The sequence below is a fragment of the Actinopolymorpha sp. B17G11 genome (genome assembly GCF_040196095.1).
In the GTDB taxonomy this organism is placed as follows: Bacteria; Actinomycetota; Actinomycetes; order Propionibacteriales; family Actinopolymorphaceae; genus Thermasporomyces.
Genome location: NZ_JBEFTW010000044.1, coordinates 1 through 25,627, shown reverse-complemented (window position 1 = coordinate 25,627; position 25,627 = coordinate 1). Strand labels below are relative to the sequence as shown.

At 66.6% G+C, this 25,627-nt stretch carries 23 protein-coding genes; 10 read left to right on the top strand and 13 right to left on the bottom strand.

The window, feature by feature from the left end; all coding sequences use genetic code 11:
- Positions 1–128: 128 nt before the first annotated feature.
- The gene (locus ABN028_RS30790; RefSeq protein ID WP_349699036.1) at positions 129–602 is read left to right on the top strand and encodes a lipocalin-like domain-containing protein; all 474 of its coding nucleotides are present in this window, start codon (positions 129–131) and stop codon (positions 600–602) included.
- Between the two features lie 510 nt (positions 603–1,112).
- Here the strand turns inward: ABN028_RS30790 and ABN028_RS30785 are convergent.
- The 5 genes from ABN028_RS30785 to ABN028_RS30765 form a co-directional block, all read right to left on the bottom strand.
- The gene (locus ABN028_RS30785; protein WP_349699035.1) at positions 1,113–2,450 is read right to left on the bottom strand and encodes a WD40 repeat domain-containing protein; all 1,338 of its coding nucleotides are present in this window, start codon (positions 2,448–2,450) and stop codon (positions 1,113–1,115) included.
- A complete protein-coding gene (locus tag ABN028_RS30780) occupies positions 2,431–2,958 on the bottom strand; it encodes a SigE family RNA polymerase sigma factor (protein ID WP_349699034.1) in 528 nt (175 codons plus the stop codon). Before ABN028_RS30780 ends, ABN028_RS30785 begins: the two co-directional genes overlap by 20 nt.
- A 315-nt stretch (positions 2,959–3,273) precedes the next feature.
- A complete protein-coding gene (locus ABN028_RS30775; RefSeq protein WP_349699033.1) occupies positions 3,274–3,663 on the bottom strand; it encodes a hypothetical protein in 390 nt (129 codons plus the stop codon).
- Between the two features lie 93 nt (positions 3,664–3,756).
- Positions 3,757–3,963: an HAAS signaling domain-containing protein gene (locus tag ABN028_RS30770; RefSeq protein WP_349699032.1), complete on the bottom strand. Its 207-nt coding sequence runs from the start codon at positions 3,961–3,963 to the stop codon at positions 3,757–3,759.
- Position 3,964: 1 nt separating this feature from the next.
- Positions 3,965–4,315 (bottom strand): PadR family transcriptional regulator, encoded by a 351-nt coding sequence (locus tag ABN028_RS30765; protein WP_349699031.1) that lies wholly within the window; start codon positions 4,313–4,315, stop codon positions 3,965–3,967.
- Between the two features lie 107 nt (positions 4,316–4,422).
- Between ABN028_RS30765 and ABN028_RS30760 the strand changes: the two genes are divergently transcribed.
- The gene (locus ABN028_RS30760; protein WP_349699030.1) at positions 4,423–5,352 is read left to right on the top strand and encodes an ATP-binding cassette domain-containing protein; all 930 of its coding nucleotides are present in this window, start codon (positions 4,423–4,425) and stop codon (positions 5,350–5,352) included.
- Positions 5,349–7,154 (top strand): ABC transporter ATP-binding protein, encoded by a 1,806-nt coding sequence (locus ABN028_RS30755; RefSeq protein ID WP_349699029.1) that lies wholly within the window; start codon positions 5,349–5,351, stop codon positions 7,152–7,154. The genes ABN028_RS30760 and ABN028_RS30755 overlap by 4 nt, the downstream gene beginning before the upstream one ends.
- Before the next feature lie 136 nt (positions 7,155–7,290).
- Here the strand turns inward: ABN028_RS30755 and ABN028_RS30750 are convergent, their stop codons facing one another.
- The 3 genes from ABN028_RS30750 to ABN028_RS30740 form a co-directional block, all read right to left on the bottom strand.
- Positions 7,291–8,199: a phosphotransferase family protein gene (locus tag ABN028_RS30750; RefSeq protein WP_349699028.1), complete on the bottom strand. Its 909-nt coding sequence runs from the start codon at positions 8,197–8,199 to the stop codon at positions 7,291–7,293.
- Positions 8,196–9,110, bottom strand: coding sequence for a phosphotransferase (locus ABN028_RS30745; RefSeq protein ID WP_349699027.1), 915 nt, complete (start codon positions 9,108–9,110; stop codon positions 8,196–8,198). Before ABN028_RS30745 ends, ABN028_RS30750 begins: the two co-directional genes overlap by 4 nt.
- Positions 9,111–9,263: 153 nt before the next feature.
- Entirely contained in the window at positions 9,264–10,004 is a 741-nt protein-coding gene (locus tag ABN028_RS30740) for a DUF899 family protein (protein ID WP_349699026.1), read from the bottom strand.
- A 148-nt stretch (positions 10,005–10,152) separates the two neighbouring features.
- On the opposite strand from ABN028_RS30740, the gene ABN028_RS30735 reads away from it, so the two are divergent.
- Both ABN028_RS30735 and ABN028_RS30730 read left to right on the top strand, forming a co-directional pair.
- Positions 10,153–10,383, top strand: coding sequence for a hypothetical protein (locus ABN028_RS30735; protein ID WP_349699025.1), 231 nt, complete (start codon positions 10,153–10,155; stop codon positions 10,381–10,383).
- Positions 10,384–10,462: 79 nt separating this feature from the next.
- Positions 10,463–11,425: a phosphotransferase family protein gene (locus ABN028_RS30730; RefSeq protein ID WP_349699024.1), complete on the top strand. Its 963-nt coding sequence runs from the start codon at positions 10,463–10,465 to the stop codon at positions 11,423–11,425.
- A gap of 51 nt (positions 11,426–11,476) precedes the next feature.
- Here the strand turns inward: ABN028_RS30730 and ABN028_RS30725 are convergent, their stop codons facing one another.
- On the bottom strand, positions 11,477–11,827 hold the full coding sequence (locus ABN028_RS30725; RefSeq protein ID WP_349699023.1) for an ArsC/Spx/MgsR family protein: 351 nt from the start codon (positions 11,825–11,827) through the stop codon (positions 11,477–11,479).
- A gap of 430 nt (positions 11,828–12,257) precedes the next feature.
- Here ABN028_RS30725 and ABN028_RS30720 point away from each other — a divergent pair, with 430 nt between their 5' ends.
- The 3 genes from ABN028_RS30720 to ABN028_RS30710 all read left to right on the top strand — a co-directional run bounded on the left by ABN028_RS30720 (position 12,258) and on the right by ABN028_RS30710 (position 14,335).
- Positions 12,258–13,313 (top strand): DUF5005 domain-containing protein, encoded by a 1,056-nt coding sequence (locus ABN028_RS30720; RefSeq protein ID WP_349699022.1) that lies wholly within the window; start codon positions 12,258–12,260, stop codon positions 13,311–13,313.
- A gap of 141 nt (positions 13,314–13,454) precedes the next feature.
- Positions 13,455–13,685, top strand: a complete 231-nt coding sequence (locus ABN028_RS30715) for a hypothetical protein (protein WP_349331496.1) — start codon at positions 13,455–13,457, stop codon at positions 13,683–13,685.
- An 83-nt stretch (positions 13,686–13,768) separates the two neighbouring features.
- Positions 13,769–14,335: a sulfotransferase family protein gene (locus ABN028_RS30710; protein WP_349699021.1), complete on the top strand. Its 567-nt coding sequence runs from the start codon at positions 13,769–13,771 to the stop codon at positions 14,333–14,335.
- Between the two features lie 74 nt (positions 14,336–14,409).
- Here the strand turns inward: ABN028_RS30710 and ABN028_RS30705 are convergent, their stop codons facing one another.
- Positions 14,410–15,264: a sulfotransferase domain-containing protein gene (locus ABN028_RS30705; protein ID WP_349331494.1), complete on the bottom strand. Its 855-nt coding sequence runs from the start codon at positions 15,262–15,264 to the stop codon at positions 14,410–14,412.
- 258 nt (positions 15,265–15,522) lie between these two features.
- Here ABN028_RS30705 and ABN028_RS30700 point away from each other — a divergent pair, with 258 nt between their 5' ends.
- Positions 15,523–16,530 (top strand): aldo/keto reductase, encoded by a 1,008-nt coding sequence (locus tag ABN028_RS30700; protein ID WP_349699020.1) that lies wholly within the window; start codon positions 15,523–15,525, stop codon positions 16,528–16,530.
- 116 nt (positions 16,531–16,646) lie between these two features.
- Here ABN028_RS30700 and ABN028_RS30695 read toward each other — a convergent pair whose 3' ends face one another.
- Positions 16,647–18,824, bottom strand: a complete 2,178-nt coding sequence (locus tag ABN028_RS30695; protein WP_349699019.1) for a hypothetical protein — start codon at positions 18,822–18,824, stop codon at positions 16,647–16,649.
- Positions 18,825–18,869: 45 nt separating this feature from the next.
- Positions 18,870–22,523 carry an alpha-glucuronidase family glycosyl hydrolase gene (locus tag ABN028_RS30690; RefSeq protein ID WP_349699018.1) on the bottom strand — a complete coding sequence of 1,218 codons (3,654 nt, stop codon included), beginning with the start codon at positions 22,521–22,523 and terminating at the stop codon, positions 18,870–18,872.
- Between the two features lie 643 nt (positions 22,524–23,166).
- Between ABN028_RS30690 and ABN028_RS30685 the strand changes: the two genes are divergently transcribed.
- Positions 23,167–24,741 (top strand): alkaline phosphatase D family protein, encoded by a 1,575-nt coding sequence (locus ABN028_RS30685; RefSeq protein WP_349699017.1) that lies wholly within the window; start codon positions 23,167–23,169, stop codon positions 24,739–24,741.
- Positions 24,742–24,799: 58 nt separating this feature from the next.
- On the opposite strand, the gene ABN028_RS30680 is transcribed toward ABN028_RS30685, so the two are convergent.
- Positions 24,800–25,150 carry a helix-turn-helix domain-containing protein gene (locus ABN028_RS30680; protein WP_349699016.1) on the bottom strand — a complete coding sequence of 117 codons (351 nt, stop codon included), beginning with the start codon at positions 25,148–25,150 and terminating at the stop codon, positions 24,800–24,802.
- Between the last annotated feature and the right edge of the window lie 477 nt (positions 25,151–25,627).

Below are 25,627 nucleotides of genomic sequence, written 5' to 3'. Positions count from 1 at the left end.
TGTAACCGGTCGAGCCGCGGACGGATCCCGCTCGACCGCCGCTGCCGGCTACCAAGCCATTGGACACCCGACAAAGTGGATCAATATCCCTCATCACTCAATACCGTGAAGAAGTAAAGGACTCGACAGTGACGACAAAGTCAAAGATCGCCTCGCTTGCACTAGGACTTGCACTTGCGCTTGCCCTCCTGACTTCTGCACCATCGTTCGCCCAGCAGAGCATGGCTTCACAGGGCACGGCTCCCCTCGTTGGCGCGTGGCGAATGGTCTCATTGGAGGTCGGCACCGAAGGGAACCTCGAACCTGTGCCGTACTCCGGCCAGATCGTCTTCACCAAGTCCGGCACCATGTCGGTTCAGGCCATGAACCCCGAGCCCGACGCTCCGGACACGCCGTACACGTTGAACGGCTACGAAGCCTTCTACGGGACCGTCTCTGTCGACCGATCCGCCGGCACGTTCGCCGTGACTGTCGAGTCGTCACTGGTGCGCGACCTGATCGGGCAGCGCCTGACCCGCGTCTTCGAAGTGTCAGGCGACACACTGGTCCTCACGCCGCCAGATCCAGCAGAAGGCTGGCGAGCCACATACGAGCGCATCTAGCCGGAACGGCGCCGCTCACCAGCGGGGCGGCCGAGCGGCGCTGGCCTTTGCGATCGCCTGCCCAGAAATGGTCAGGCAAAGGCACGCACGAGCCGCCTAACCCGTCACTGTCCCGAATGCGCCCCGAGAGGCTGCGTCGTGGAGACGTTCGTGCAGGTCAGGCGTGCCTGGGGGTCGGTGCCGTCGCGCCCATCCTCCTCGAGGGCCCGCTCGATGCGCTTCCTCGCGATCTCGTCCCGGCCCGCGACGCACCGTACGTAGACCCTCAGGAGGACCGCGACGCTGTGGCCTGCCCATGCCGCGACCTGTGCCGGATCGACGCCGACGGTGCGGGAGCGCGCGAGGAACGCTCGTCGGGTTCGATGACGAGCACCTCGGCACCCAGTTGTCGTACGCGGATGTGGGCATTCTCTTGGTCGCCGGTGTCGAAGACGGGGTTCGGCGAGAACGACATCCGCATCGACACGGTCAGCGGAGCGAAGTCATCCCGACCCAAGCTGGACTGTGCGCTTATGGGTCGCGCCTTCGGCGCCGTTGCTGGATGAGCGATCCTGCGACAGATGATGCGAGCAGCAGTGCAAGACCGATCTTGATGGTGGTGGTCGCGATGGCACCCCAGTTAGGGGGCCAGTCCGGCTCGGGAAAGTCTCGCGACGGCCGCTGGAGCAGCGCTGTCGCGAACCTGTACTCGTCGGAGGCTTGTCCGAGGGGTAGCCGAGTTCTCACCGTGCCGCGATCGACGTCAAGGACCTGGAGCGACCTGTCTGGTACGTCAGTCTCCGATTCAGCTCCCAATGCCTGAGGTTCGACATGGAGCACCACGATGCGCGAGTCGTCCAACCACGCTGCGACCTGGTTCAGTCCGGGTCTGTCGATATTCAGGCGGGAGTCGTTGCGTGGGTCGATCACAACGATGGGCGCGTCCTCGTTCAGGTCGTCGGATCCGATGGCGATCCGTGCACCGGTCGGGGACCACGCGGCAGTGCCCATTGGTCGTCCCAACTCCACTCGAGTGAGCTGCGGGCGGCTCTTGGGATCCCACAACCACGCGAAGTCGAACCCGACGACGCCGACCCGGCCGTCATCGCTGACGGCGGGGCTGCCGTCGGCTCGCGGGAAGGGGATCACCGTCGCCGATCCATCGTGGACGTCGAGCCGTTCAATGCGCATCTGACCATCGGCGCTGCTGCCGTCCCACACTTTGTGGTTCGTGAGCGTGTAGGTGAGGAACCTGCCGTTGGGTGACCAGGAGACCTGGCCTGCCTCGACACCTTGACCACCGGGTCTGGCATAGCGCCGCACCTCACCGGTCATCAGGTCCACGACGGCAACTCCGCTGGGGACGCGGGGGTTGTCGTTCTCGGGCACTGCAGCGTGCCAGGCGTAGGCGAGCTTCGTGCCATCAGGGGAGAGCGCCATCATGCGGTGCTCGATCATGTAGGCGAACTCGATCAGGCCTGGTAGGCGCACCCGGCGATACTGGCCGTCCACGGCGGAGACGAGCACAACTGCCTCGGAATCGCCGTAGTACGCCGCTGCCACGGGTCCTATCGCGAGGTTGTCCTCCACGCCGTTGACGTGCTCGGGGACGCGATAGAGGCGCGACGGCATGGCCGGGACGTCGTTCTCAGTTACGGGTGTAACGAGGTCGGTGCGCCACTTGCCGTCGGCGCTCAGCACCGATATGCCCGCCACGATCAAAACCACGAGGGCCACCGCGCCCCCGGCGACCAGCATCCGGTCGCGGCGTCGGGCCCCCCTGGCGCGTCGGAACAGGTCGTGGTCAACACGCGGCCGGGGAGCGTCGTCGGCGAGCCGTTCGAGTAGATCATGGAGTCGTTCGGTCATTCCGGCTCACCTCCGGCTCCCACCACTCGGCCAGATCGGGTGCCAGCACCCGCAGACGGGCCAGGGCCTGCCGGGTGAGTGACTTCACCGTGCCGACGCCGATGTCGAGCACCGCCGCGGTCTGCCGTTCGGTGAGGTCTTCGTAGAAGCGGAGAACCAGCACGGTCCGCTGCCTAGGCGTCAGCCGTGCGAGCGCTTTGGCCAGGGTCACCTTCATGGCGACGTCGGCGTCGGTCGTGACACGGTCGTCGGATAGCTCGTCGTACGCCGACTCGCGGACCCGTCGGCGGCGCCAGCGCGAGACGCTCTCGTGGTACATCACCCGCCGTACGTACGCCTCGTGGGCGCCATCGATCCGACTCCACCGCCGAGCAGCATTGAACAGGGAAGTCTGCAGAAGATCCTCCGCCAGTTGCGCGTCGCCGGTGAGCAGATACGCCGTCCGCATCAACGCCTGAGAACGGGTCGACACGAACACGTTGAACGCCTCCTCCTGCGTGATCTCCACCGGCACCTCCCCTCACAGACCTAGACGACGTCACCCCGCCCGCCGGAGGTCACCGGCACGGAGAAAATTGCGACACGACACAGAACCTGACGATGGGAGGCTCGCTGCAGGCGCCGGTCCTGAGCCATGTATAGCGGCACCAGCCCGGGCTTGGCAGGGTCGGCGCCCTGAACCCAGTCACCGGCTTCGTTGAACCGGAGGCCGCTCACGGTACGGCAGGGGCGGGCAAGTCGCCACATGATGCGGGGAGCAGTAGGTGGATCGGTCCGGCAGCCCAGCGGAACCGAAGGTGACGAACCGCACGCCTGTTGATCTTCATCGGCCGTGTGGGTTCTTCAGCGGGCTCTGGCGGGCTGCGCGGCGCAACAGGTAGAGGGCCACCGCGATGGGTGCAAGTAGCAGAATCACCAGCAGCGGGGTGCCGAGCCACTCCGGTAGAGCAAATCCACTGCAGGACCGTGTAAGTATCTCGGTCGTCTGTGGCTTTCCTGCTTCGTCAAAGTCCGTGTCGATGTATTCCGTGCAGGTTTTGGTCACAATCGATTCTGAAAGCCACACTGCCGCCAGGCCGCCTGGCCATACGAGGGAGCCGAGAAGCTTGTCGAGTACCGACCACCGGGTTGATACCCACGTCATGACGGCACCGGCAATCCAGCCGACGCCGAGCAGGAATCCGCCGCCGAGCAGAAGGATGACCGCGATCATCTCGAAGACTGGAGTCCTGGTATTCGCCGGAGGCGGGCCTTCATCGGCCGCGACTGGTCTGGCTCCGTCCGCGGGGGCGCCTGAGTCTATCGCTTATAGGACGATGTGCTCTGGATCGCCGAGCCGTTCGACGGCTTCGCGTGCTCGACGATCGTCATTGGGGGCAAGGGTGGTCTTCACCTCGTCCAGGTGCTCGCGGATCTGGGACAGCAGCTCCTCGCGCCGGCTGGCCGGGAGCTTCTGCGCGGCACCTTCTAACCGGCGGAGGTAGTCGTCGAAGACGGTTGCGGCGTCGTTCATGTCAGCTCTCCGTTCGACCTGCCAGGAATAGGTCAACACCGTCGCGGAAGCGAACCCACTCTTCGGCGAAGTCGTCCAGCGAACCCCGGCCAGCACGGGTCAGTCGGTAGTAGCGCCGGGGCGGACCAGCCGAGGACTCCTGCCAGGTCGTCTCAACCAGTCCCTGTCGTCGTAACCGCGCGAGCAGCGGATAGATCGTCCCCTCACTCGTCACCATCCCGTCGACCGCGCCGAGTACCCGTACGAGCTCAAAGCCGTAGCGTTCCCGGTCGCGGAGGACGGCGAGGACGCAGTAGGCCAAAGTGCCGCGCCGCATCTGCGTGAGCACATTGCGTGCACCGCCTGGTTCCATGCGTCGCATAGTAGCGTCGGGAGGGTCCGGCGGTGTCGCGGTAGGCGTATTCGGCGACAGGTTGGCCGGCGAGGTTGCCGTGTCCGATTGGGGAACCACAACCGTTCGTGCCTAGGGCAAGAGGGCGACCTGTTGATCGGCTGGGGGTCTGCGCACGTACCGCGGTCGTCGACGTCGAAGACGCAGCCGCCGCCCTGCAGACGGGACGCGTCGGAACGATCCCGGCTGCCGGCCTGCCTACGGACGAGATTCGCGTCGAGGGGCTGCGGTTCACCTACCCGGGCGGGGGCTCGGTCGTCTATGACGGGTTGGATCTGCGGATCGAGGCGGGCCAGTCGTTGGCGATCGTTGGTCTGAACGGTGCGGGCAAGACCACCCTGGCCAAGCTCATTGCCGGCCTGGAACTTCCGCAAGCGGGGCGGATCAGCGTCGACGGCATCGACCTGGCCGATCTCGACCCGACCTCGTGGCGGCGTAGCGTGGCGGCTATCTTCCAAGAGTTCGTGCATTACGACCTGCCAGCTTGGGACAACATCGGCTTCGGCGCAGTCGAAGCGCTGCACGATGCCGATGCCGACCAGCGGGCGGCCGAGGCCGCAGAACGGGCGGGCGCGGGAGGGATTCTCGCCCGATTGCCCGACGGGCTGGCCACACCATTGTCGCCGGGGTTCGCCGGCGGGGTGGACCTATCTGGCGGGCAGTGGCAGCGGATCGCGCTCGCCCGGGCGATGGCCGCGGTGAGGGCCGGTGCGAGGCTACTGATCCTGGACGAGCCAACCGCGCAGCTGGACGTGCGCGCCGAGGCCGACATCTACGACCGGTTCCTCGACCTGACCCGTGGGTTGACCACGATCGTGATCAGCCACCGGTTCTCCACCGTCCGCCACGCCGACCGGATCGTCGTCCTCGACGCCGGCCGCATCAGCGAGGACGGCCGCCACGACGAACTGATCGCCGCAGGCGGTGAGTACGCCCGGCTGTTCGACAGCCAGGCCATGCGCTACACCGACTCGGCACCGACCCCGGAGCACAGATGACTGCTCATATCCGATCCGTCAGCCTGATCCGTACCGCGTCGGTGATGCTGCGGCTGGCCTCGACCGCCGATCCGCTTCGCGCGGTCCTCGCCTTCGTGTTGTTAGGGCTCCAGGCGCTGGTCGCGTCGCTGTTCGCCTGGTGGCTCAAGCTGTTGCTGGACGCCCTGGCCCCGGTCGACCCGGACCGGATCGTCCTGGCAGCGGCGGGTATTGCCGCGTCGATCGCCGGTGGCGCAGTGCTGAACTACACCGGCGAACGAGTGCAGATGGTCCTGCGTGAAAGCACCCGCACCGAGGTCGACCGACGCCTGATCGACCTCGTCGGTGGCGCGCCTACATTGGAGATCCACGAAACCCCCGCGCATCTGGACCAGCTCCAGACCCTCCAACGCGATAGCTGGCATCTCGGCCAGGTCATCCCCACGCTGCTGGGGTTCTTCACCACCGGAATCCGGATCGTCATCGCTGCCGGCCTGCTCTGGGGCGTGCACCCGGCACTCCTGCTGCTGCCTCTGTTCGGCCTACCCGCGCTCCTACTCAGCTCCAAGACCGGCGGGCTGTTCCGACTCGGCAACGACCGCGCCGCCGCGCCGGCTCGGATGGGCCATCATCTCTACGAGCTCGCGACCAACGGCGGCCCGGCGAAAGAGGTCCGCCTCTTCAGGCTCGGCGATGAACTCACCGCCCGGTTCCACCGCACCCAGCTCGAGGTCCAGCGCATCCACCGGCACGTCAACGCCGTCGGACAAGGCCTCGGACTCGTGGGTCGGGTCACCTTCCTGATCGGCTACTTCGCCGCCATCGCGTTCGTCGTCACCCTTGCAGTCAACGGCCAAGCTACCGTCGGGGACACCGCGCTCACCGCCGTCCTCGCCGGCCAGGTCCTCGGCCTGGTCACCGGCTCTGCCGACATGATCCAGCTTGGATTCCGCAACATCGCCACGGCTGGACGGTTCGTCTACCTCTCCGACGTCGCTCGGAGTACACACCGACACATCGACCCGGCCACCACAACTCCGGACCTGCTCACCGACGGGATCCGACTCGACCACGTCTCGTACCGCTACCCCCTTGCAGCCACCGACACCCTGCACGACGTCAACCTGCACTTGCCGGGCGGCGCCACCATCGCCATCGTCGGGGACAACGGTGCAGGCAAGACCACGTTGGTCAAACTGCTGGCCGGTCTCTACCAACCCACCCACGGCCGGATCAGCATCGACCGGGCGGATCTGGCCGCACTCGACCCCGACCGGTGGCGGCAACGCGTCTCCGCCGGCTTCCAGGACCACGCCCGATTCGAGTTCCTCGCCCGGGAAGCCGTCGGCATCGGCGACCTGCCCTCCATCGGCGACCCACGTGCAGTCGCCGCAGCACTCGACCGCGCCGGCGCTACCGATGTTCTCCACACTCTTCCCGCCGGCCTCGACACCCAACTCGGGCCCAACTGGCCTGGCGGCACCGACCTGTCCGGCGGACAATGGCAGAAGATCGCACTCGGCCGTGCCATGATGCGTCGCCACCCGCTCCTGCTACTTCTCGACGAGCCGACCGCGGCGCTGGACTCCGACACCGAACACCGCCTCTTCGAACGCTGGACCTCCGCAGCGACGCAGCTGCGACACGACACCGGCGCCATCACCATCCTGGTTTCCCACCGCTTCTCCACCGTCCGCATGGCCGACCACATCATCGTCCTCGACCGCGGCCGCATCACCGAAACCGGCAGCCACGACCAGCTCCTCGCCCACGGCGGCCTCTATGCCGAACTCTTCAACCTCCAAGCCCGCTCCTATCGGTAGCGCATCGTGCGCCCGGCGCCCGAAAGCCGGACGTGCTTCGGGTGGTGTCTCCTGCGATAAATGGCGCGTCTTCGTGCAGGATCGAGCCGCGGAGGGACCAGAAACTATGGAGCGGTGTGACGTAGCGAACGTCCGGTCAGGACGCTCCCAGCTCGGTGAGCGCGTGGCGCAGGAAGACGGTCGCCCGGTCTGTGAACTGCTCCGGATTGACGATGACTCCCTGCAGTCGGTAGCCCCTGAGCACGCGTGTCATTTTGCGGAGGGCGTCGAGCCCCAAGATGAGGTCGAAGACCGGGAGGTCGGCCGGTTCCGCACCAGCGATGGCGGCGTAGTGGTGGGTCAGCCGGTCGGCGGCGGCGGGCCCGAGGAGGAGGGCCATGTCCACCCGACAAGTGGCAAGGTCGAACGATGCCGGGCCGAGCCGGGACTCGCACCAGTCCGCGATGCCGGTGAGCTGGCCGCGGCACCACAAGGTGTTGCCGGGGTGGAAGTCGCCGTGGATCAGGACCGGCTGCCAGGACACGCCGGGAAGGTGGCGCTGGATCGCCGCGACGGTCCGGTCGGTCAAAGGGCTCGGACTGCGTAGCTTGGGCGGCCGCCAGGTCTGGACCCACGACGGACGCAGGAGCGGGCCCTCGGCGCCGGTGGTGTCGGTGTCGTGGATGGCGACGAGTGCGTACGCGAGCTGCTGGATCCACCCGTCGACGTCTCGGGGATGGAGGTTCAGGCGCCCGGGCAGTCGGGTCATGGCAAGTGCCGGCATGTCGAACCAGCGGCCCTCGGTGTCGAGGGCGAGCGGCCGCGGCACCGGAGCGTTTACCCGCTGCGCGAAGCCAAGCCGCTCCCACTCGAACCGAACCGCATTGCTACGCCGACGCCGGAACCGCTTGACGACGACTGACCCGTCGGTGGTCTCGATCGCGAAGGTCTCGGCGGCCATGCCACCACCGATGCGGCAGCCCCCGCGTACCGAGGCACATGGCACGGTCTCGGCGACCACCGCCGCCCACCCGGGGTGATCGCTGGCCATCAGGTCGCGCGTCACGTGGCAAGCTGCATCTCCGCGGCGCGGAGATCTCGCTCGATGCGGTCGGGTCTGTGTGGGAAGCTTTCGATCGATCCGTGCAGGCCGTGAACCGCCCTGTGCGCAAGGTAGGTTCGTAGCAATGCTGGTTCGATCATGGTGGCGAGCACCTCCTCGAGCCGATCGGATGCCGCGTCGTGTCCTTCGTGCCAACGCCCATCGCCGGCGAGGTAGCCGCGCATCCCGAGTAGCGCGTAACGTCGGTCGCCGCGGTCTGCTCCGAAGTTCCAGTCCACGATGCCGCTGATCTGTCCTTGCTCGTCGAAGAGCAGGTTGCCCAGGGAGTAGTCGGTGTGGATGAGATCGTCGCCGGTCATGGCGTAGAGCTCACCACCATCGATCTCGTAGAGCCGCTTGAGTACGCGTCTCGTGCGGTCGCTGTACTGGCCGAGCGTCTCCTCCCATCGGTGGCCGCCACCATCCTGGGTCGGAAAGGCGGCAGACGTCGGTATGTCGAGCCGGCCGGCAAGCAGATGTGCGAACCGCTCGTTCGTCTCCACCACCGCGTCAATCACACGTGCGTCGATCCGAGTTGCATGCCTGCCGGGAAGGCGCTCCTGGACGATGGCCACAAGGCCGTCGGAGAGCTGCACGACGAGCTCATGTCGAGCAACCGGCAGCCCAGCCGCCTTGGCAAGGTTCACCGCTTCAGCCGTCTGACGCATCCGGGCCAACGGCAGCTTGGACCTGCTGATCGCACCGTCGCGGCCATCGGGCCAGCGAACGAACGCCGCACTGCTCACGCCTCCCTCTTGCTCGGCCAAGCCAACGAGCTCCAGTCCGCAGCCGCAGCGCTCGTTGATCTCGACCACTGCGGCTGCGGGTGCCCAAGGATTCTCGGAGATCCTGAACTCAAGCCGATGCTCAGTCATGCCGGCTCCCGTCGCAGAATGGTGAGCATCCGACGGTTACACGGACCACTAGCTGGACGCAACCGACAACCATCCGAGGGCTTGACGCATGCGCGCGGCCCGGACCCGGCGTACGTTGGCGGATCCGCAACGGACACGCGTCCGAGCTGATCGTTAGGTCAGCTGGTCAGAGCGGCCGGCTTCGATGCGTGACCACTGGGCGATGGGGCGTCCGTTCGTACGCCAGGTATCGGGATTCTCGGCGCTGTACCAGGGTTGGGGCCAGCCGCCGGGGGACTCCTCCCACGCCTCCTGGCGCCCGTAGACGGTCATGTCCTGCAGCCCGAGGGTGGGGGCCATGATCTCGACACCGCGACCACCGGTGTAGTACGTCTCGAACACCCGCTCCCCGTCCCGGACATAGCAGACGAGATGGTGTGTCTGCCAGTCGCGACCCTCCAGGAGTCGTGGCGCGGTCTTCTCGGCCGAGTACCACGGCATATCCAAGCCCAGGAAGTCCCGGTAACGGACGCTTTCGGCGTACGGGCCCTTGCAGAGGACGGCGTAGGTGATGTCGCGGGAGTGGAGGTAGGACAGCTCGCGGACCTGGCAGTTGAAGAACGTGCACCCCTCGCACTGCTCCGTGGCGGGCTGGTCGGGCCACCAGGCGTGGAAGTAAGCGATCAGCTGCTTGCGACCTTCGAAGACGTCGAGGATCGGGATCGGCCCGTGAGCACCGATCACCTCGATGGTGGCGTCGATCTCCACCATTGGCAGCCGCCGCCGCGCCGCCGCGATCGCGTCCCCTTCGCGGGTGTGCGCCTTCTCCCGTGCGAACAGTGCCTCCCGCGCCTCCTGCCAGGTCCTTCTGTCCACCACAGGCGGGAGGCCCGTGCTGGTTGGTTGGTCGTTCATGATCGCCTCCATGCATCCGTTGCGGTTTACCCACCGACGAACGGGGCTATACGGGATTCGACATCTGGTGGCTCACATTTTCATGTGCCATGGCCCAGACCGAGCGTGCTCCCATTACCCACGAGAACGGCAGGGGGGAACCCTGCTCTTGGCGTCGGCCAGCAGTGGCCGCTCGTCAGCCGCCGCCTGGTGCGTCATTTGGCTGGCCGCCAGTGATGGCCCGCTGCTCCTGGTCGACGATCTCCCCGAACTCCTGGAGTGGGCCGGCGTCACGACAATGCGCTGGAACCGCAACGACCAGTACCCTCACCGGGAATTCTGGAGGCGCGAGGCGCTCAAGCAGCTTCGGGCAGCACTCGATCGCCAAAGCCTGAATTGAGCCCACCCGCACCTCGGGTGAGGCTCCCGTCGGACAAAACCCTCTGGTCCTTGGGCGGCCGGCTTGTTGGAATGGCCGCATGTCGCCGCTGGGCTCGTATGTGGAGTGGCAGCTCGCTCAGGCGAGTACGCCTCGCTCGGTGCTGGTCGAGCTCGTACGTCATGCCGTGGGAGCCCGGATCGACCGGCTGGACCGGATCGTGGAGGGGTACTCGAACGAGGTCTACCGGGTGCGATGTGTCGACAACCAGGATGTCGTGGTCCGGATCCTCCGCTTCGATGATGTCACGACTCCGGCCCGCTCGGCCGGCGAGGCTCGGGCGATCGAAACGGCCCGTGCCGTCGGCGTGCCCGTCCCGGAGATCCTGCTGCTGGAGACGGTCCAGATGGACGGCTCGGAATTTCCCGTGATGGTGCAGCGCACCGTGCCCGGCCGCCCGCTCGGCGACGTCGTTGATCGACTCTCGATGCGGCAACGCCACGGGGTCCTCGTAGAGATCGGCGGACTGATAGCACGCATGAACGCAGTCGCTGTCCATGACGGACCTGACTGGCCCACCGTCATGGGCACCGAGTTGGCTCGCCGATACGAGGATGGGGACAAGATCCTCGCCGCCGGGTTTACGGTCCCCGAGTTCGATCGGATGCTCGACCTGGTGGACGGATACGTCCGTGCGTTTCCTTGTGAGCAGTGGGTGTTGTGTCATGGGGACCTCAGCCCGAAGCACATCTTCGTGACAGGTGACGGTACGGACGGCGCGACCGTACGGGTCAGCGGGATCATCGACTTCGGCGACTGGCTGCCCGGTGCCCCGGTCCACGACCTGGCCGTGCTCCGAGTTCGCGACCCGCGGCTGGACCTGCCACCGCTCCTGGCCGGCTACGCCGCGCCGACAGACGAGACGTACCGGCGACGGTTGGACCTCCACACACTGATCATCGCCCTGGGATCGCTCGCGATCGGCGTGACTGAAGGCGACCGGGCCTGCATCGAGCGGATAGGCCACCTGATCCGCACCCTGATCACCGAGCGCTTGTCGTGATCGCCGATCGCAGCGCAGGCTCCGCGGTCAAGTCACGGCGGACCGTCCCCGTCACGGCAGGAATGTGGCGAGCGTTTCGGGGTCTCGGACGACCGCGGTGGTGGAGTCGTCGGCGGTGAGGATGGGGCGTTGGATGAGGATGGGCTGGGAGACCATCGCTTCGATCCACGCCTCGCGGTGAGCGGCGTCGCGGGGAAGGTCACGGAGAGGTTGGGCAGCAGGCTCGTTGTGCCGAACGAGATCCCAGGGCTCGAGTTTCATCCGCGACAGGACATCGTTCAACTCGTCCGCGGTGGGCGGATCGTCGAGGAAGCGGCGAACCGTGTAGACGACCCCGGCCTCGTCGAGGGCCTTGGTGGCGGCACGGCACTTCGAACATGCCGGGTTGATCCAGATCTCCACAGCTGAGGTCCTCCGGGGTCAGCAAGGTGAGCAAGGTGTCGGGTCGGCTTCGAGAAGCATCAGTACCAGCAACCCGCCGTGAATCGCCAGCCCGGCGCCTCACGACACCAGATGGCGGCGCATGCCGGCCCCACAGCGTCGATGTGCGGGGCGTGACCCGCAGCAGGGCCTCCAGTGAGCCGATTCAGGACGTCTGACGGGCCTACTTCGACGTCGGCGTGGACATTCCTGGTCGACCTCCTGACACTGTGTCCTGGCGCGCATGCCGCGGCGCTCGCGTGCACAGGGACACCAAGCCTGGAGGTACCTCATGCAGAAACGACTTCGGTTCAGGTGTGGGGTATCCCTCCTAGCCGCAGCGGCACTGACAGCGATTCTGGCTCCCACTGCCGCATCGGCGACCGGTCCAGATCCGCGGTCGACGGACCCCATGCCGGGGACGTGCATCGGGTTCCCGACGGGAAGGGACGTCGTGGTCGAGGACGCGACAGCCAACGTCGAGCTCACCGAGGCGTGGCGGGAGTTCGGCAACAGCGGTGGGGGCTGGGAGAACGAAGGCGGCTGGGCCGCGGCTGACGGCACCTATTCGACCCTCCTGCCCGGGAAGCAGGTCGTCTGGCTGTTCAACGACACCTGGCTGGGCCCGGTCAACGACGATGAGAGCCTCGGCGACTCGCCTGGACTCGTCAACAACTCCGCCGTCCTGGGCGGTCGTGACGGTCTGCCCGACCTCACCATCACCGGCGGAACCCGGGATGATCCGACCTCCCTTGCCGGCCCGCTGTGGCAGTGGAACGGTGATGGCATCGTCGACGACGGCAAACTGCAGGTCTTCGAGTACGAACAGGGCCCCACCGACGATCCGCCACCGTTCAACTTCGCATGGATCGGCACCACACTGGTCACGTTCGACAAGGACTTCGACATCGATGCCGTGACAACGGTGCCGATGGATGGTGACGTCGCCTGGGGCGTCGACGTGGTCCGCTGTGGACAGTTCCTCTACATCTACGGTGTCGAATCCGTCTGGCTCGACAAGCACATGCACGTCGCCCGCACCCGCGTCGGCCATCTTGCCGACATCGACTCGTGGACGTACTTCACCGGCGAGACGTGGACCAGCGATCCCGGCGCCTCGGCGCGCGTTGCCCGGGAGATGGGTGCGTCGTACAGCGTGACGCCGGTGGAAGGCAAGTGGGTGCTGACCACCTCCGACTCGCTGCTCGGGGACACCATCTACGTCTCAGTCGCAGACTCACCGACCGGACCGTTCGACGGTCGCCAGGCGGTATATGTCGCGCCGGAGGCGCATTCGGGTGAAGGCTTGTACGCGCCGTACAACATCGCCGCGCACCCAGCCATCAGCAAGCCGGGCACGCTGACGATCTCGTACAACGTGAACGCGTCCGGTGGGCTCGACGTGATCAAGAGGAACGCCAACTTCAACCGCCCACGGTTTGTCGACATCCACCTCATCACGCAGTAAGCGCACCGGGCCATCCGCCGCGGCTCACCATTCGACGGGTGTCGCGCGGAGTCCGTCGACAAATCGGAGTGCGGAGCAGCGGGTCCTGAACCACACTGCCAACGATGAGTACCTATGTGCGACTGCGGTCGTGGTTCACCCATGACCCAGCCCAGCCTGGTCGCCTCTCACAGGTTGCCGACGAACTCCGCGAACTCGTGGGCAGGTCCGCCGCTGCTGGTGACACACCGATTCTCCACGGTCGCCGCCGCCGACCTCGTTGTTGTCATCGACCACGGCCGCGTCTCGGAGATCGGCACGCATGCAGAGCTCATGGCCGCCGGTGGCCACTACGCCGAGCTGTACCATCTCCAGGCACGTGGCTACCAATAGGCCAGCCGAGGTCGCGCATCACCACCGGGAACCCGACGAGTCACGCTGCGTCGGCCAGTCACGGCGATTGAGGGAATGATCGGATGAAGATTCTCGGGGCGGGACTGAGCAAGACCGGTACGACCTCCCTCGCTCGCGCGTTGGGCATCCTCGGATATGAAACTCTTCACTGCGACCAGCAACGGCTGAACGACATCATCTACGGCGTGGATAACGATCCGAACTTCCGACTGTACGACGACGTGGACGCTGTCACCGACCTGCCAACCGCCTACTTCTATCGTGAGCTGGTAGATGCCTATCCAGACCTGCTCGTGATCCTCACGGTACGACCTGAAGATGCGTGGTGGCGAAGCGTAGGACACCATTTCAACCGCGCGCACCCGGTCACTGACCCGGTGAGAGACAAGTTTCGGTGGCGGCTGCGCAACCTCGCGTACGGATCGCCGGTGGCACACGAGTTCCTGTTCAGGAAGCGCTTCCGCGAGCACAATGAAGCGGTGATCGGCACGGTAGATCCCGAGCGGCTGTTGGTCCTGGACATCACCACCGTCGACGGGTGGGAGAAGCTGTGCGGATTCCTGCGCGAGCCGATTCCGGGCATCGAGTTTCCGCACGAGAACAAGACGATGGGCACACCCAGCAGTTAGGGGTATTGAGGCTCTTACGTCTCAAGCTGGCGACGGAAATGGTAGTCACGTTGTCCTGGAGGACGGTTTTTCCACTAATGCGCCGTCGTCCACTTCCAACTGCTGGGTATTTCGTGACCGAGGAGATCCTCGAAGCCGCGGATGTCGGGGAGCAGTCGCTCGGCAAGCCGGTCGCGGAGTTCGCGCGGGATCGCGGAGTCGTCGGCGCGCGCACGTCGGGTGGTGAGGAACCGAGCCAGCCCGGTGCGTTGATCAGGTCGCCACCGCGGAAGGAGCTTGACCTGACGTCGCGGCAGCCACTGGAGATCGTGCAGGCGCGGGACGGGCTTGTCTATCGAACGGTGGTCGTGATGCCGCTTGTCGAGGTCGACCGCGGCGGGATCGACGGCGAGGTGGGCGAACACCGCGCTCAGCACCTCACGCGGTCTGTCGCGAAGCACCTCGCTCGCGACCACGAGGACCTGACTCCGATCGAAGTGATCGAGAAACGCCGCGAGTTGGAAGCCGTACAAACTTGGCCCGATATAACGCTCATCCAGCAGAGCTTCCTTCGCGCGGCGCCTCTCCCGCCCGGCCGAGACTTGGTGCATGTACATCGAACGCATGCGAGCGATGGGGTCGCGCACCACGTAGACGAGACGCGCCTCGGGAACGACCTGTGCCATCCGCTCGGGCACGCCGCGATAGACGTGGGCCCACGTATAGCACGGAGAGCACTCCCCGATCGCAAGCGCGCTGTCGGCGTCGTCAAAGAGAGACTCGTACCAGCCACGGCCGCGGCGCCAGTTGTCCTCAGCTACGAAGAAGTTCGGTTCGCCGAGCATTCCGCCGCGACCCACGAAGACGTCGGGATGCCCATCAAGGTAGTGACGAAGGCTCGAGGTGCCCGCCTTCATCGCCCCGATCACCACAAAACTCGGCAGGCTCATCGCGCCTCACGATCAGGTGGCTGACGAGTGGTGATCTGCATGGCGACCTGCTTACCAGTGGAGAGTCGCTCTCGCCAACGATTTGACCTGGCGCTCACGGTCAACGCACCAGTCGGGCATCCGACGAGCGGCTCGCTACCGTCGACTCACGCCATTTGCCTCCCGATGGTGCGCTCGCACGTGAGTTGACCTGGAGCGCGCTCGAAGTCATAGCGTTGGCTCGACCCAGGTTGACTACAGAAACGAGGCGTTGTCCCTATGGAATATCGTCTGCTCGGCCGATCCGGACTGAAAGTGAGCGAGCTGTGCCTTGGCGCCATGTACTTCGGCGGCCCCAGTGATGAGGAGACCAGCTTCGAGATCCTGGACGAGTTCGCCGATCAGGGTGGAAATTTCATCGATACCGCCAAGGGCTACACCGAAGGTCGGTCGGAGGAGGTGCTCGGGCGCTGGCTCGCCCGGCGCGACCGGGACGACTTCGTCATCGCCACCAAACTGCTGGGGAGATGGACAGGCGGTCCGGCCAACACCGGCCTCAGCCGCAAGAACATCTTCTCCTCCGTGGACGCCAGTCTGTCGAGGCTGGGCACCGACTACATCGACCTCTACTACACCCACGCCTGGGACGAGACCACACCCATCGCTGAGACGCTGTCGGCGCTGAGCGACCTGGTGACGGCAGGCAAGATTCGCTACATCGGAGCCAGCAATCTCGCCGGATGGCAGTTGCAGAAAGCGCTGGACCTCAGCGAACGCAACGGCTGGGCCCGCTACGTCGCACTGCAGCCGCTCTACAACCTGCTGGACCGAGAGATCGAGTGGGACTCCCTGCAGGTGTGCCTTGCCGAGGGCCTCGGCGTACTGCCCTGGAGTCCCTTGCGGGCCGGGTGGCTGTCGGGCAAGTTCAAGCGCGACGCGCCGCGTCCGCAGTCCAGCCGCGTGCAGGACAGCTCGGACATACCGTTCGACATGTCCTGGGAGCAGTACAACAACGAACGGACCTGGACCATCCTCGAAGCGGTCGAGAAGGTCGCAGCCGAGACGGGACGATCGGTGCCACAGGTTGCCATTCGTTGGCTGATGCAGCAGCCGGGCGTCACCGCCCCCATCATCGGCCCACGAACGATCGAACAGGTCCGCTCCAGTCTCGGCGCCAGCGGATGGAGCCTGAGTGACGAGCACCAGGACCTGCTCGCGCAGGTCAGTACGCAACCCAAGCCGTACCCGTTCAACCTGTTGGACTACTTTGCTCCCGGGCGCGGCTGAGCGAAAGCACCGACTGGGCGCCTTGGGGCCTACGCTGGTCGCAGAAGTTCGAGGTCCTCACCCCAGCTGTCCAGGACGTCGCCGGGTGTCGACGGGGCCGAGCTCGAGCCGCTCCGTCAGCTGTGGTATCCCTCGATTTCGACGAGGCGGCTGTAAGTGTGGTCGTTGGTGTCGTGGATGACGATGCGCAACGTGTCAGTTTCGACCGTGGTGAATTGGCTTTCGTCCACGCCCGTCACGTTCCCGCGTACCTGGGCGATGGTCTGCCAGGTCTCATTGGCCTGGATTTCGATGTCGTAGTCGCGTACTCCCCAGGCCGAGGCGGGGTAGACGGCGGAGTTGAGGGTGTGGACGACGACGCGGTTCAGGGTGATCGGATGGGTCCAGGTCGCCGTTATCGTGTCGGGCCACTGGCCGGGTGTGTCGTCGTTCCATCCGTTCGCTCCGCCGCCGCCCCAGTCGTCGGGGTCGGTCCGGCCGTCGTTGAGGAATGCCGGGGAGGACGGACTGTGCGTACTCGACGCCGTTATCTCGGCGATGCGTACCCAGTTGTCACTTGGCTCGAGCCTCACCAGCGACATCAAGTCGCCGACGTCGAGGCGCAGCTCCACCTCGCGAAGATCGGTCGTCGCACGGGTCACGGTCACCTGGAGTTCGGCATCTCCCTCCGCGGGCACCGTGACCGATGCAGCCGTGGCGGCGGTGTACCCGTCCGGCACTGACACTCTCGGTTCGAGCGTCAGGTCGGTGTCGGTGTAGTTGCGGATCCGGAACGTCACGGTTGTTGGCTCGCCGGGCAGCAGCACCGGGCGCTCGGGGAGGACCTCGACCACGGCGTAGGCGGGCAGGTCGGTCTCGTGTTTGCCCAATGTGAGGACGTAGGCATCCCGTGGGTCCGCCCAGTCGAAGGTGATGGTCACTTCGCCGCCCTTGGGGGTGAGGTCGATGTCCTTGACGGCTTCAGGTTCGCTGAGTACGGCCTTGTGGGGGATGCGTTCGAGCCGTATCGGGATGTTGCCGCCGCGAAGGAGGTAGGTCTGAGCGTGTCGAAGGCCATCGATTGTGACCGAGAAGGGCGAGGCGAGTTCGCCGCTGGCGGCGCCGATCCGGTTGCCCACAAGGACCCGCACCCGCCGGTTCTCCGGGTCCGCACCTGCTACGGCGTCGACATCGCCGGTGGGGCGTGTGGTCACGAGCGTTCCGGTGATGGAGGCGTACCGTTGGTACGCCCACCAGCGCGCGTCGGTCACCAGCTCGCCGTCGACGTCGACGAGCAGGCCGTCGAGGAGCGGGAACATGCAGCATGGCCCGTAGATCGCGAGCGCCGTGTAGTCGATCCCGGACCGCTGGAGCCGGGCGATGTACCACGCGTTGAAGCCGGGATTGAGCTGGCCGCCTGGGAGGTATTCGTTCAGCTCGAGGCGGACGCCGGCGAGGCCCCGCTCGGCGAGGAGCTGACGGGCGAGCCCTGCCTGGTCGACGGGGTCGCGGTTCGGGATCAGGTCGTGCCAGGCCAGGATGTCGGGTACGGTGTCGCTCGCGACGGCCATGTCGAGCCAGTCGTCCATGTGGCCGCCGTCGCCGGAGGTCGTCATCCGGGTGAAGGTCGGCCCGACGATGCGGGCTCGCGGATCCAACGCGCGGATCAGGCGCACGCCTCGTTGCCACGTCTGGACGTACTGCTCCCACGGGCGGGGCCAGTAGTGGTCGCCGAAGTCGGGCTCGTTCCAGATCTCGTACTGGATCCGGTCCGGGTCCAGCCGCGCGGCGTGTGCGTCGCTCACGACCTGGGTGAGGAATCGTTCCCAGCTCGTCCAGTCGCCGTCGTCGCCGGGGTACGGATCGGTCGGCTGGAGCGTGACGCCCTCGGCGCCCCACAGGTCGCTCAGCACGATGCAGTACTCGGCTTCGATCGGCGGTGGCGCCACCCGGCGGTAACGGTCGACGACGTTTTGCCACCGCACCGCGTATCCGTCGTATCCGCCCTTCGACCACGCCCCGCCCGGCAGGGTGGACCCGCCGCCACGGAAGAGTTTCGCCTTCAACGGAAGCAGCAACGGGTCCGGTGGTTGCGTACCGTCCTCGCCGAGGCCGTGCAGGAAACCGGTTGCGGAGTAGGTCGGCTTCCCCGCTGGCTCGGACAGATCCACGCGCAGCTTCTCGCTTGCCGGTTCGGCCAGCACCTGGCTGGCGGCCGGCCACCAGGGAGCGAGCACGCCGCCGGCGGCCACCCCGCCGGCTACCTTCAGGAACGTCGCACGATCCAGCCGTGCCGGCCGCCGCTCGTTGTCCATGACACCGCTCTCCCTCGTCGTTCGGTCTCGGCCCCGTCGGTCCGTTCAGCTGCTGAACGCCTCGATCTCGACGAGGCGGCTGTACGCATGGTCGTTGCTGTCGTGGACGACGATCCGCAGGGCGTCGGTCTCGGTCGGGTCGAAGCTGCTCCCTACCGCTCCGGTGGTGTTGCCACGCACCTCGGCCACGACCTGCCACTCGCCACCCACCGCATGGATCTCGACGTCGTAGTCGCGGACGCCGTACACGGAAGCCGGTAACGCCTCCGCGTCCAGCGTGTGCACGGTCACCCGACCGAGCGGCACGGGATGCGGCCAGGCTGCGGTGACCGAGTCGGGGAAGACGCCGGGCGTACCGTCGTTCCATCCGCCTGCGCCACCACCACCCCACTGCTCGGAGTCGGTGTTCCCGTCGTTGAGGTTGGCGACGGACGATGGCGTGTGGGTGCTGGACGCGGACAGCTGTGCGGCGACGAGCCAGTTGTCGACGGGTTGGAGGCCGATCGCCCGGGAGTCGCCGTCGATGGTGAACGTCAGTTCGCCGCCGCCACCGGCCGCAGCACCCCGGGTGACCGTGACCGTCACCTCGACATCCCCACCGCCGGGTACGTCGACCCGCGGAGTCTCCAGCTCGGCCGTGTAGCCGTCGGCGGCGATGACGACCGGCTCGACCGTCCGGTCGGCGTCGGTGAAGTTGTAGAGCCAGAACCGCACCGGTGTCGGCTCACCGGGCAGCAGCCGGAGGTGCGAGTCGGACACCGCGCCCACGACGACCGGTGGCGGCGCGGCGGTGGCATCGACGATCGTAAACGCGTTCAGGTGCCAGTGCTCCCCGGGCAGGCTGGCGAGCTCGAGGTCCACGTCGCGACCGGCGGCCTCACCGTCAAGGGGGAAGTGGACCCAGGCGAACACCCCGCCGGGCAGGGGATCGCTGCGACCCAGCTCGGCGCCGTCCGAGGAGATGACGGTGGGCGAGGATCCCACGACGTCCCCGACGAGGAGGTACGCCTCATGCGTTCCGGCGGGCACCCGCACCCGCAGGGTGGCCGGGCGGGTGGCGTTGCAGAAGTCGCGTCGGAGCGGGTCGAGTCCGCTGCCGCGGTCGCGGAACTCCGGCGGCGGACCCACCCAGCCGTAGCCGCGGTCGGCGTCCCAGGCGTCGTTCGGGGTGAGCCGGTCGTACGACGTGAAAAGTGGACTGCTCGTCCCTCCCGCGTCGAGGGCGAGGTGGCAGAGCTGCGCGGCGGGCGCCACGGAGAAGGCGACGCCGGTCGCACCGATGACCGGCAGGTCGCCGGCGGCGACGTCGAGGTCAAGCGTCGCGTCGAGTCCCGCCGCGGGTGGGACCACGGTGGGGACGAGGGTCGCGAACTCCTGCGACGAGACTGCGGCGGCCGCCGTCCGGGCGGTCCAACCGTCAGGCCCACCAGGTGCGCCGGAGATGTCGACGCGGGCGGTGACGTCCAGACTGTCCGGTGAGGCGTTCCCCGCCCTCATCGGCACCCGGGTCGGCCAACCGCCCAACAGGAGTTCGGATTCCGGCGGCACCGTGATCTGGACCCACGAACGGTTCGTCGCGAGCCGCCGGCTCAACTCGAAGTAGTAGCCGACGACGCTGTCCCGCCACGCGGTGGCGTGCTCGACGTGCTGATCGAACCGCGCGAGAACCTCCGCGTGCCGGCGTTCGTCGATGCGGTCAGCGAGTTCACCCCAGGTCTTGCGGTAGTCCTCGACCGTGGCGAGGCCGGCGAAGTGGGTCTCGTAGATGTGGTCGAGGACGGTACGACCGGAGTGCAGCCGATGGTCGTACGGCACTTGGTGCATGAAGAGGAGCAACTCGTCGGGGCAGTCCGCGAGCGATTCGTAGGCCTGCCGCCACGGCTGGTGGTAGAGCGCGGTGAAGCCGGTGCCGGTCGCCGCCGTGCGGTCGAATCCGGTGCCGTCGGCGTCGGAGCGGTGCGCCGACTGCGATCCCACCGGGTCGGGGGCGTAGTGCCCGCCGGAGGCCGCGACCATGTTGCCGACGCCGAGCGGTGAGGTGTAGTTCTCGAACGTCTGCCACGAGCCGAGCAGCATCTGGCGGACCGGCTCGACCACGGCGGGGTCGGTGCCGAAGGTGAGCTCGGTCCACTCGCGGGCGATCTCGGCCGGTTGGGTCGATGGATCCCACATCAGCCGGCCGTAGCCATGTGCGTTGGCGGCGGCGAGATGGTGACCGGACCAGGTTCGCTCGTCGCCCCAGTTGAGCACACCTGCCGCACCGCAGTGGGCGTAGTCGTACGCCGTGCCGTCCACTACGCGTGCCACGGTCGTGCCCTTCCCGCGCGCCCGGGTGTCGAAGTCGAGAACCTGGGACCACCAGGTGGGCAGGTAGCACAGGTCGGTCGCGTGGCCCGTGTGCTCCTGGGTGATCTGCAGCTCGAGCATCATGTTCGTCTGTGGCATCGCTCCGAAGAGTGGATGCACGGGCTCCCGGATATGGAAGTCCACCGGGCCGTACTTCGCCTGCAGGACGACGTTCTCGGCGAACTCACCGTCCAGTGGCGTGAACGTCTCGTAGGCATCGGTGGAGACATCACCGTCGCTCGCGTCGTAGACGAACGCGCGCCACATGACGATTCCGCCGTACGGATGGACTGCCTGGGCGAGGGCGTTGGCGCCGTCGGCATGCGTACGTCCGTAGTCGGTCGGTCCCGGCTGGCCTTCGGAGTTTGCCTTGACGAGGAAGCCACCGAAGTCCGGGATGGCGGCGTAGATCTCGTCGGCCTTGTCCCGCCACCAGGTCTGCACGGCCGGGTCGAGGGGATCGGCCGTGGGCAGCTCGCCGAGGGCCAACGGCGCTGCGAAGTTGGCCGACAGGTGGAAGCGGACACCCCACGGTCGTAGGGCGTCCGCGAGGCCGGCCAGGCGGACGATCATGTCCGAGGTCAGGAACGCCGGATTGGCGTTGACGTTGTTGACCACGGTGCCGTTGATGCCGAGAGAGGCGAGCGCGCGGGCGTAGTCGGTGTAGCGGGGGTCGGGCGCCGGCAGCGCATTCCAGTCGAAGAGGGAACGCCCGGCATAGCCCCGCTCGACACTACGGCTGAGGTTGTCCCAGTGGTTGACCAGCCGCAACGGCATGCGAGGGTGCTCGTCGACGTCGAGGCCGCGCAGGGACTGATGGCGTTGCAGCCTGCGCAACAAGGCGAAAGTGCCATGGAGTACTCCTGCACCACCGGTGCCGGCCACGACCAGATGGCGACGACCGCCAGCCAGCCGCCACCGGATCAGAAATCCCTCCGGACCGACGCGTTCGATCTCGCCGCGACTCACCAACGAACGAACGAGGGGCGAACCGTCCCAGGTACCAACGACCAGCGAGGACGGTCGCGTCGGCACCTCGACGAAGGGCACGTCGCGTCCGAGCAGGCCGGGTAACGCCTTGCCCAGTTCAGTGCGTACGGAGCCGATCCGAGCCGAGTCCTCCTCGACGACGACCTCCGGCAGCAGGTGACGGTACTCGGCGAGCCGCCCGGCATCGCCGACCAGGCGGTAACGCAACCAGAGGTCATACCCGTCCTCCGGCTCTGGTCTCGCGACACCGCGGAAGGTGGTGGCCCCGGCGGCCGGTTGCTGCCCTCCCGACAGGCCAGCGGACACGCTCGCGGCGAGCGCACCGGCCTGGAGAAACCTACGTCGATTCAGCCTAGCGTCCACGTTCCCTCCCCACGATCAACCATCGATCCCAACGAGACAGGAGCACGCGCACGTGGACAGGTCAAGCCTTGTTCACCGCTCTGGCGCTCGGCTCACCGCACCACCGCTGAGTCTGGCTAGCCGCAACGTTGATGATGCGCTTCCCTCCGATCGTGGAGGAGCAGGTCGTGTCCGTGAAGTGCGCGAGGAAACTGGCATCGTCGTCCAACCACAGCGGGCGGAGCTCACCTTCGCCGTCCGTCTCGGCGCCCTCTCGACGAGTCGACGCTGCCAGTGGTGCGCGCGCACACGACGGTAGGAATCCTCGACTAGCCGATGGTTCTGGCGCCCGTCTGTTCCCGCTTCGCATGGAAACCCAGCACGACGAGGCTCGGATACGTGTTGCCGCAGGCGCCGTTCGGTCCGCCAGGAAAGTGCTGCGGCCACACGCAGGGCCAAGCCGCGAAGGTCGCACGAACAGGTTCGTCCGAAGCAACGATCCGCGGTGCGCCAGACCGTTTTGGACGAGTTCACCTTGTGTCTGCTGACCTGCGTGGTTTACGCCAGTACAGTCCCTGCGGGTTGGGACAGCGAGATGCGGCTCTGACGTTTGTCAGGTGATGCCCTCCCACGACTTCGACACGTCGCGAGAAGGGGCACAAGCATGGCGAGCAGACGCCTCACGTCCAGCAGGCGCCAGTTCGTTGCGATGGCGAGCGGCGGTGCGCTCACGTTGGCGCTGACGGCGGCGATGACCTCGTCCAGCAGGGCCTGGGCGAGCCCGCGCTTTCCGAGCAATCCGTTCACCCTGGGGGTCGCCTCGGGCGATCCGCGTCCGGACGGCGTGGTGTTGTGGACGCGACTGGCTCCCGAACCGACCTCATTGGACGGCATGGGTGGGATGCCGGACAGTGTGGTCCCGGTCAACTGGCAGGTGGCCGAGGACTCGTTGTTCCGCCGTGTCGTCCGCGCGGGCGGGGCCGAGGCCACACCGCACCTCGGCCACTCCATCCATGTTGAGGTCAGTGGCCTGCGGCCCGACCGGGAGTACTGGTACCGATTCCGTACTGGCGACTACGTCAGCTCCACCGGTCGCACGCGGACTGCACCTGCGATCGATGCGGTGCTCTCCTCGCTGTCCTTCGCCTTCGCCAGCTGTCAGAACGTCCCTGAAGGCCATTTCACGGCGCTGCGGCACATGTCCCGGGATGATCTCGACTTCGTGGTGCACCTCGGCGACTACATCTATGAGGGCGGCGCACAGGGCTCCATCGGCCGCGGCCATCTCCCCGCGCGTGAAGTCTTCTCCCTTGCCGACTATCGCGTACGCTTTGGCCAATACAAGCTCGATTCGGACCTCCAGGCCGCCCATGCGGCGTTCCCGTGGATCGTCACGCTCGACGACCACGACGTGGAGAACAACTGGGCCGGTAGCCATTCGCAACCCGACAGCGAGCCAGACCAGGATCCGGAGGTCTTCCTCCAGCGTCGCGCGGCCGCGTTCCAGGCGTTCTACGAGAACCAGCCGTTGCGGCTGGCGTCCCGGCCGGAAGGTCCGGACATGCAGCTCTACCGCCGGCTGTCCTTCGGGCAGCTGGCGCAGCTATCTATGGTGGACACCCGCCAGTACCGCGACGTCCTGGTCACCGATCCCGACGACCGGCACGATCCGCAGCGCACGATGCTCGGCCCGGAGCAGGAACAGTGGTTACTCGATGGGCTGGGCCGCTCCGACGCGACGTGGAACGTCGTGGGCAACCAGGTCTTCATGATGCAGGCGGACCACACCGACGGCCCGGAGGAGCGCTGGGGCCTCGACCCGTGGGATGGGTATGCCGCCGCGCGCCAGCGCTTGTTCGACGGCGTCCGCGACCGGGGTGTCGAGAACTTCGTCATCCTCACGGGGGACGCCCACCGCAGCGTCGCCGCCGATCTGAAGATCGACTTCAACGACTCGTCGTCCGCCACGATCGGCAGCGAGTTCCTTGGTACGTCGATCAGTTCGGGCCGTGACGGCCAGCCGACGGACGGGCTCGGGGAGATCTGGTTGCGCGAGAACCCCCACATGAAGTTCCACAACTCCCAGCGCGGATACGTCAGATGCGAGGTTTCGCCGGAGACTTGGCGTACCGACTATCGGATCGTGCCGTACGTCAGCCAACCCGGTGCACCACTGGAGACCGCGGCTCGCGTCCACCTTGAGGCGGGAGTGCCCGGCATCCAGCAGGTCGACCAGTAGGTGAGAACCGAGCCATCCGACCCCAGTGCGGGAAGGGCCGATCCTCGTCGGGGTCGCGTCACAGTGGGGGAGTGAACGGCAACCCCAGCTCGGTCGGGTGACACGAGGCGATGCGGCAGATCCGCTCACGCACGCTCGGGCCGATCCGTGCTCTCGGCCCGCTGCTCCATTTTGGGTCCAAAGCACCGAACCCGTGCTCGTTGAAGTCGTGGATCACTCGCCGCACATAGCCCTGCGATGTCTGAAACAACTCGGCGATATCCGGCACGGGCCGGCCCGCCGCCGACGCCAACACGGTCGCCGCCCGCCGCAACCGGATCGGCTGCTTCGACGACCGCGCGATCCGCTGCAACCGCCGACCCTCATCAACCGACAAGTCCCGCGCGAACACCTCCGGCTTGCGCGCCACACGACCACCTCCACACGCAAGCCTCGAGCACCAAACGGCCTCACACAAGGCGACACGATTACGACACAACCCCAGTTGGCGCGGCACTAGATGAAACAGATCGGTCCCCGGCAGGGCCGCACGTTGATCGTTGGGCTCGTCTGATCGACCTTCTACTCCGTAGGGGGAAGCAGGCAGACCATCAGGACAAGACCGCTGTCATCCACTGCCAACTGCCGCTCAACAAACGCAGGCAATATCCAATCCGATGGCCATTGATATGAATCAGATGCAATGCCTACGTGCGCAAAATGTGAGCAACCCGGGCCGCTCGCTGTAGACGGGCGGGCCGTCTACAGCATCCGGGTCCCTAACACGAACGGTGTTTCCGGCGGTTGGTGTTAGTAGGTCTCGGTCACCGGCCAGCGGTCACCGAAGGTGATGGCGAATGCGTTGATCACTGGCTTCCAACGCACCATCCATCGCGCAGCTCCGGCC

Bases quoted from the DNA above. Each gene is read 5' to 3' on its own strand.
- ABN028_RS30720 (WP_349699022.1), top strand. From the start codon at position 12,258: ATGCCGGGGACGTGCATCGGGTTCCCGACGGGAAGGGACGTCGTGGTC.
- ABN028_RS30685 (WP_349699017.1), top strand. From the start codon at position 23,167: ATGGCGAGCAGACGCCTCACGTCCAGCAGGCGCCAGTTCGTTGCGATG.
- ABN028_RS30705 (WP_349331494.1), bottom strand. From the start codon at position 15,264: ATGAGCCTGCCGAGTTTTGTGGTGATCGGGGCGATGAAGGCGGGCACC.
- ABN028_RS30765 (WP_349699031.1), bottom strand. From the start codon at position 4,315: ATGGAACCAGGCGGTGCACGCAATGTGCTCACGCAGATGCGGCGCGGC.
- ABN028_RS30775 (WP_349699033.1), bottom strand. From the start codon at position 3,663: ATGATCGCGGTCATCCTTCTGCTCGGCGGCGGATTCCTGCTCGGCGTC.
- ABN028_RS30710 (WP_349699021.1), top strand. From the start codon at position 13,769: ATGAAGATTCTCGGGGCGGGACTGAGCAAGACCGGTACGACCTCCCTC.
- ABN028_RS30730 (WP_349699024.1), top strand. From the start codon at position 10,463: ATGTCGCCGCTGGGCTCGTATGTGGAGTGGCAGCTCGCTCAGGCGAGT.
- ABN028_RS30755 (WP_349699029.1), top strand. From the start codon at position 5,349: ATGACTGCTCATATCCGATCCGTCAGCCTGATCCGTACCGCGTCGGTG.
- ABN028_RS30770 (WP_349699032.1), bottom strand. From the start codon at position 3,963: ATGAACGACGCCGCAACCGTCTTCGACGACTACCTCCGCCGGTTAGAA.
- ABN028_RS30745 (WP_349699027.1), bottom strand. From the start codon at position 9,110: ATGACTGAGCATCGGCTTGAGTTCAGGATCTCCGAGAATCCTTGGGCA.
- ABN028_RS30695 (WP_349699019.1), bottom strand. From the start codon at position 18,824: ATGGACAACGAGCGGCGGCCGGCACGGCTGGATCGTGCGACGTTCCTG.
- ABN028_RS30785 (WP_349699035.1), bottom strand. From the start codon at position 2,450: ATGACCGAACGACTCCATGATCTACTCGAACGGCTCGCCGACGACGCT.
- ABN028_RS30740 (WP_349699026.1), bottom strand. From the start codon at position 10,004: ATGAACGACCAACCAACCAGCACGGGCCTCCCGCCTGTGGTGGACAGA.
- ABN028_RS30715 (WP_349331496.1), top strand. From the start codon at position 13,455: ATGACCCAGCCCAGCCTGGTCGCCTCTCACAGGTTGCCGACGAACTCC.
- ABN028_RS30700 (WP_349699020.1), top strand. From the start codon at position 15,523: ATGGAATATCGTCTGCTCGGCCGATCCGGACTGAAAGTGAGCGAGCTG.